At 53.7% G+C, this 4,622-nt stretch carries 5 protein-coding genes; 1 reads left to right on the top strand and 4 read right to left on the bottom strand.

The window, feature by feature from the left end; translation table 11 throughout:
* Positions 1-13: 13 nt before the first annotated feature.
* Positions 14-1,102, top strand: a complete 1,089-nt coding sequence (gene mcrC, locus EOM25_12520; GenBank protein NCC25997.1) for a 5-methylcytosine-specific restriction endonuclease system specificity protein McrC — start codon at positions 14-16, stop codon at positions 1,100-1,102.
* A 113-nt stretch (positions 1,103-1,215) separates the two neighbouring features.
* Here the strand turns inward: mcrC and EOM25_12515 are convergent, their stop codons facing one another.
* The 4 genes from EOM25_12515 to EOM25_12500 all read right to left on the bottom strand — a co-directional run bounded on the left by EOM25_12515 (position 1,216) and on the right by EOM25_12500 (position 4,503).
* Positions 1,216-2,121, bottom strand: a complete 906-nt coding sequence (locus EOM25_12515) for an alpha/beta fold hydrolase (protein ID NCC25996.1) — start codon at positions 2,119-2,121, stop codon at positions 1,216-1,218.
* Between the two features lie 57 nt (positions 2,122-2,178).
* The gene (locus tag EOM25_12510) at positions 2,179-3,105 is read right to left on the bottom strand and encodes a WYL domain-containing protein (GenBank protein ID NCC25995.1); all 927 of its coding nucleotides are present in this window, start codon (positions 3,103-3,105) and stop codon (positions 2,179-2,181) included.
* Entirely contained in the window at positions 3,102-3,470 is a 369-nt protein-coding gene (locus EOM25_12505; GenBank protein ID NCC25994.1) for a DUF1232 domain-containing protein, read from the bottom strand. The genes EOM25_12510 and EOM25_12505 overlap by 4 nt, the downstream gene beginning before the upstream one ends.
* A gap of 70 nt (positions 3,471-3,540) precedes the next feature.
* A complete protein-coding gene (locus EOM25_12500) occupies positions 3,541-4,503 on the bottom strand; it encodes an ADP-ribosylglycohydrolase family protein (GenBank protein NCC25993.1) in 963 nt (320 codons plus the stop codon).
* Positions 4,504-4,622: the final 119 nt, after the last annotated feature.

The raw sequence follows: 4,622 nt of genomic DNA, 5'->3' as shown, positions 1-4,622 counted from the left end.
GCCGACGCTGTCGATGACCTGTCCACCCTCTGAAGTCGGACATATTGGCCGCATTCCGGTCCGAAATCTTTGGCTGCTCATGCTCTACGCGTCGGAATTGTTTCGTCAGATCGACGAGGACAAGATTTTCGTAGAGGAGAATCCCGACGACATACCGGACTTGGTGGCCGAAATCCTCATCCGGCAGGTCGAACGGCGGCTGAAGCGCAACCTGACCTTCGGGTACCGCACCAGGGAGGCCGAATGCTCCAGGGTTCGCGGCCGAATCATCCATTTGGCCACCGAGCGTCGACGCCTCCTCGATAAGGGCCGGGTCGCCTGCCGCTTCGAGGAGCTGACCGTCGATACTCCGCGCAATCGCTACGTCCGGGCCGCCCTTGAAAGACTCTCGGCCATTGTTCATCGGCCGGGACTGGCCCGCCAATGCCGATCCTTGGCCGCCAGTCTCCAACTCATGGGCGTGACCGGGGAAAAACCCGACCGCTCAAAGGTCTCCGTCGAACGATTCGGACGCCACGACGTCCATGACCGGCCCATGGTCGTTGCCGCCCATCTGGCCTTTGACTTGGCACTGCCCACCGAAACCTTTGGTTCCAAACTGCTTTGCGTTCCGGATCGGGAAATCCACTGGATTCGCAGACTCTACGAAAAAGGTGTTGCCGGTTTTTACGATGTAGTCCTTTCCAGACTCGGCTGGCACGTCACGGCCGGAAAGACTCTTTCCTGGCCCATCGAAAGCAAGACCTCCGGCATGGCCCGGATTCTCCCCTCCATGCGGACCGACATCATCCTGGACCATCCAGCCCAAGGTCGGCGCATCGTCATTGATACCAAGTTCAACGAGATACTCGCATCAGGATGGTATCGAGCGGAAACACTTCGCAGCGGCTTCCTCTATCAAATCTACGCCTACCTTCGATCTCAGGAAGACACGGACGGCCAGCTCGCCCAGCACGCCTCAGGCCTACTTCTGCATCCATCGGTTGACGAAATGATCGACGAGGCCGTGGTAATTCAAGGCCATGAGATACGATTCGCCACCGTGGACCTTGGGGGAACGGCGCAGGAAATTCGAAAACAGCTTTTGGGGATGTGTGGATGATGCGGGGAAGAGAAGGACAAACGATACCCAAGGTTGAAAACAATAATTTTATATATAATCATTTATAATGCCAATATGTTATAACAAGTTTATTAATTTTCCGTGGTGATTATTCATGCCTTCAATTCGATGCGGTTCAAGAAATTTGTCAGCACTTCCAAGTAGAGATCCGTTTCTTCAAGATGTGGCATGTGTGAACTATTTTCAAACAAAACCCATTCCGATTCAGATATTCCACGATGGATGGTTTCAGCTATTACAGGTGTAGCTTCATCGTATCGACCAGAAATCACCAGTGATGGCACCTGGATTTCTCCTAGTCGATCGACAATATCCCAGTCTTTGATGACGCCGATCACATGGAACTCACTAGGGCCATTCATCACATTGTACACTTCAGGATTTTTGGAGAGCTTATTAAACGAGCGAATCAAACAATCTGGCCAGGGATCGAGACGGCAGACATGACGGTGGTAGAAAACCGTCATCGCTTCTTGGTAAGCAGGGTCATCCGTTGTCCCTGCCGCCTCATGTTTGAGCAAAATCTCTTGAACATCAAAAGGCAATTCCATCCGCAGGCGATTTGCTTCTGCAACCCATTGAGGCATACTCGCCGGTGAATCAGCAATAATCAAACTTGCCAATCCCGACGGTTGCGTCAAGGCATGCTCCATACCGAGCATGCCACCCCATGACTGGCCAAGAATATGAACACGCTCAAGTCCGAGTGCTTGGCGGACAGCGGCTAATTCCTCGACAAAAAGCGAAATGGTCCATAATGACGGATCGTTGGGTTGGTCAGAGTTGCCACACCCTAATTGGTCATAAAAAATCACTTGGCGTCCAGTTGTCGCCATCGCCTCAAGCGGTTCCAAATAATCATGGGCTGCGCCTGGGCCACCATGCAGGCATAGAAGTGGTAGCTTACCCCGGTCTTCATTGTTGCCTACAATGCGATACCAGGTCTTATAGCCCTTGAACGGGATAAATCCTTCTTGAGACGACTCTTGTCGATTCATAATAGATTCCCTTCTTGTACTTGTACGATCATATTAGGCAGTCAAAATTTCAGGAAATTATTTGATAATATTATCAAAATATCCCTGAAGCATGCCATCTACCTGTCCCTGCAACGCTTCATCCAATACCCTCACATCGGGTAGCCAATGCTTGACCAAGCAGATGACTTCATCCTTCCGGAAGTACGTCTGACGGCAAATCATGTTCTGTCCATCGTCTTCGATGATTTCGAGATAAGGACCGGGATTTCGCCTGAGATACCTGGCGGCGGCTCCGGTCACGGCCAGATCCACTGTCCTGGTTCCGTCTTTGAACCAGGCCGTATGGAGTTCGCCGTATTTCTCGGAGATCTCGGCCTCAATATTTTCGTCTATGGTGTAATTCTCGGGAGAGACCCGGATGCCGACCACTGACTTCAGGTGCCAGGTCTTGAGTTTGCCGTCCTTGCGGTCCAGACCGACGAGATACCAATAGCCGCCGAAGTTGGCGATTCGGTATGGGTCGACCTCGTACTCTCCGGCCTGGCCGTGCTTGTTGGTGTACTCGAAGACCAGACTCTGACGGAGGCCAATGGCGTGGCGAAGCAGGTGGACCATGTCCAGATAGCCGTCCAGACTTTCAAATCCCAAGCGGAGGAGAAAGCAGCCCCGGTCGCATCGGTTCCCGACCATGATCCCGGCCCGGTCCTTGTAATGGGGATGAATCTCGCCGATGAGGGCCATCATGAGCTCCAAGGCCGTGGTTTCCTCGGCATTGGGTGTTCCTCGAAGCCGGAAGCCATCGAGGAACCGGTAGGAGCCGTCCCGGTCATCTCGAATGATGGGCAGATGGGCCAGACGCTGATTCAGATCTTTTTGAATGGTCCGCTTGGTGACCCCGAATTCCTCGGCCAAATCCCGAACTTTGAGACGACGACCAAGGTTCATGTAGGTAGTGATGGTCGTCAGGCGGAACATGGCCCGGTCATAATCGCTTCTGGTCATCTTTCCTCCTGACTGTGATTCCTCCAGGCCTTGTAATCTCGAAGTTCGCTTTCGATGGTGGATATGACCATGGCCAGGACAAAAGTGTCATCGATCCAGCCGAGGCCAGGGATGAAGTCGGGGATGACATCCACAGGCATGACCACATAGGCCAGGGCTCCGGCCAGAATGGCCCAGGTCCCGGGATTGATCTTAAACTCCCTGTCCCTGATCATGTTCAAAAGAAGCGTGAAGTCATCATACCATTTCTTGTCACGGTGCTTGGATGCGAACCGTTCGCTTCTTTCTGCATTGAAATCGTCGGCCAACTTGCTGGCCAAATCCAAAGCTTTTTTGCGTTCCTCATCCGTCAATTCAGGTTCCATGTTTCGTTCCTCGCATTTTCATTCCGGCTATTGGTTCGGGCCGGAAAAATCAATTCCAGATTTACAGGTTTCAGGGTTCTTCTTTGCTTGCGTCCCCAAGAGCCAGAAGCGAATCGGCCAGGTCCATGGCGTCCACCGGCCAGAGTTCCATGGGTCTGGGTCTGTGGACATGATCAAGGCCTGGTTCAGGTCGACAGGAGAGTATGGTCTCGACCCATCGTTCAGGGACAGCTTCAAGCCCGTGAACGGCTCCCAGGAGGGCTCCACAGATGGCCGCATTGGTGTCCGTGTCCCCTCCCCGGGAAACGGTGTCCACCAGAGCGTCTTCAAGGCTCTTGGCGTGTCCCAATTGCCAGAGGGCGTTGCCAAGGGCCGTCAGGACCCATCCCTGGTGACGCATGTAATCGGCCGGGGGATAGAAAATCGATTGTTCCAGAGTTTCGTTCAGTGAAGGGTGCAGATCCATGACCCGGCTGATGGCCAAGATATAAGACAGGACATCCGATGTCCCTTTTCCCGTATCGATGGCAAAGGCCAGAGTCCGGACAAAGACGATATTGGCTTGTCGGCAGACAGGATGAGGATGGGTCAGGGCCGCATCATCATCGGCCCATTCGGCCAGAATGTTTCCCCCAAAGCCAGCCCCGGCGATGCCCAGAGGACATGACCGCATGAGGGCTCCGTTGGCCTGGCTTTCGGGATTGGGTATTCCGGACAGGGCTGAAGCAATGGTCGAACCGCAATCAAAGGGATCCGTACCCAGCCACCAAAGATAGGCCTCCAGTGCCTTTTGAGAAAAATAGCCGCCATGTCGAATCATGGATCTGGCCAAAACCAGAGCCATCTCCGAGTCGTCCGTGGGTTGGCCGGCGATCGTGCTCCATGTTCCCCCGTCCACGAGATCCCGTACACCTTCAGGAAAATGACAAGCGATGTGCTCTGGTCGCTGGAATTCCACCAGACTGCCAAGAGCGTCACCAGCCAGTTGGCCAAAGAGACATCCTCTGGCCCGGTCGATTCTGGATGAGTCCATGTCCTTGTCCTCCCGTTCGATTTGATTCGATTGACCATTACGTCAGGCCGGGGTCTTGTCGGACATAGGGCATTTGGGCGAATGCGGGCAAGGCGCGAACGCACGTGTTCGCACCTTGA

This window comes from Deltaproteobacteria bacterium (assembly GCA_009929795.1).
GTDB lineage: Bacteria > Desulfobacterota > Desulfovibrionia > Desulfovibrionales > Desulfomicrobiaceae > RZZR01.
Note: the sequence above shows the minus strand (reverse complement) of the source record. Positions and strands in the feature narration are given on the sequence as shown.

Coding starts and splice junctions, on each gene's coding strand:
- EOM25_12500 (NCC25993.1), bottom strand. CDS start 4,503: ATGGACTCATCCAGAATCGACCGGGCCAGAGGATGTCTCTTTGGCCAA.
- EOM25_12515 (NCC25996.1), bottom strand. CDS start 2,121: ATGAATCGACAAGAGTCGTCTCAAGAAGGATTTATCCCGTTCAAGGGC.
- mcrC (NCC25997.1), top strand. CDS start 14: ATGACCTGTCCACCCTCTGAAGTCGGACATATTGGCCGCATTCCGGTC.
- EOM25_12510 (NCC25995.1), bottom strand. CDS start 3,105: ATGACCAGAAGCGATTATGACCGGGCCATGTTCCGCCTGACGACCATC.
- EOM25_12505 (NCC25994.1), bottom strand. CDS start 3,470: ATGGAACCTGAATTGACGGATGAGGAACGCAAAAAAGCTTTGGATTTG.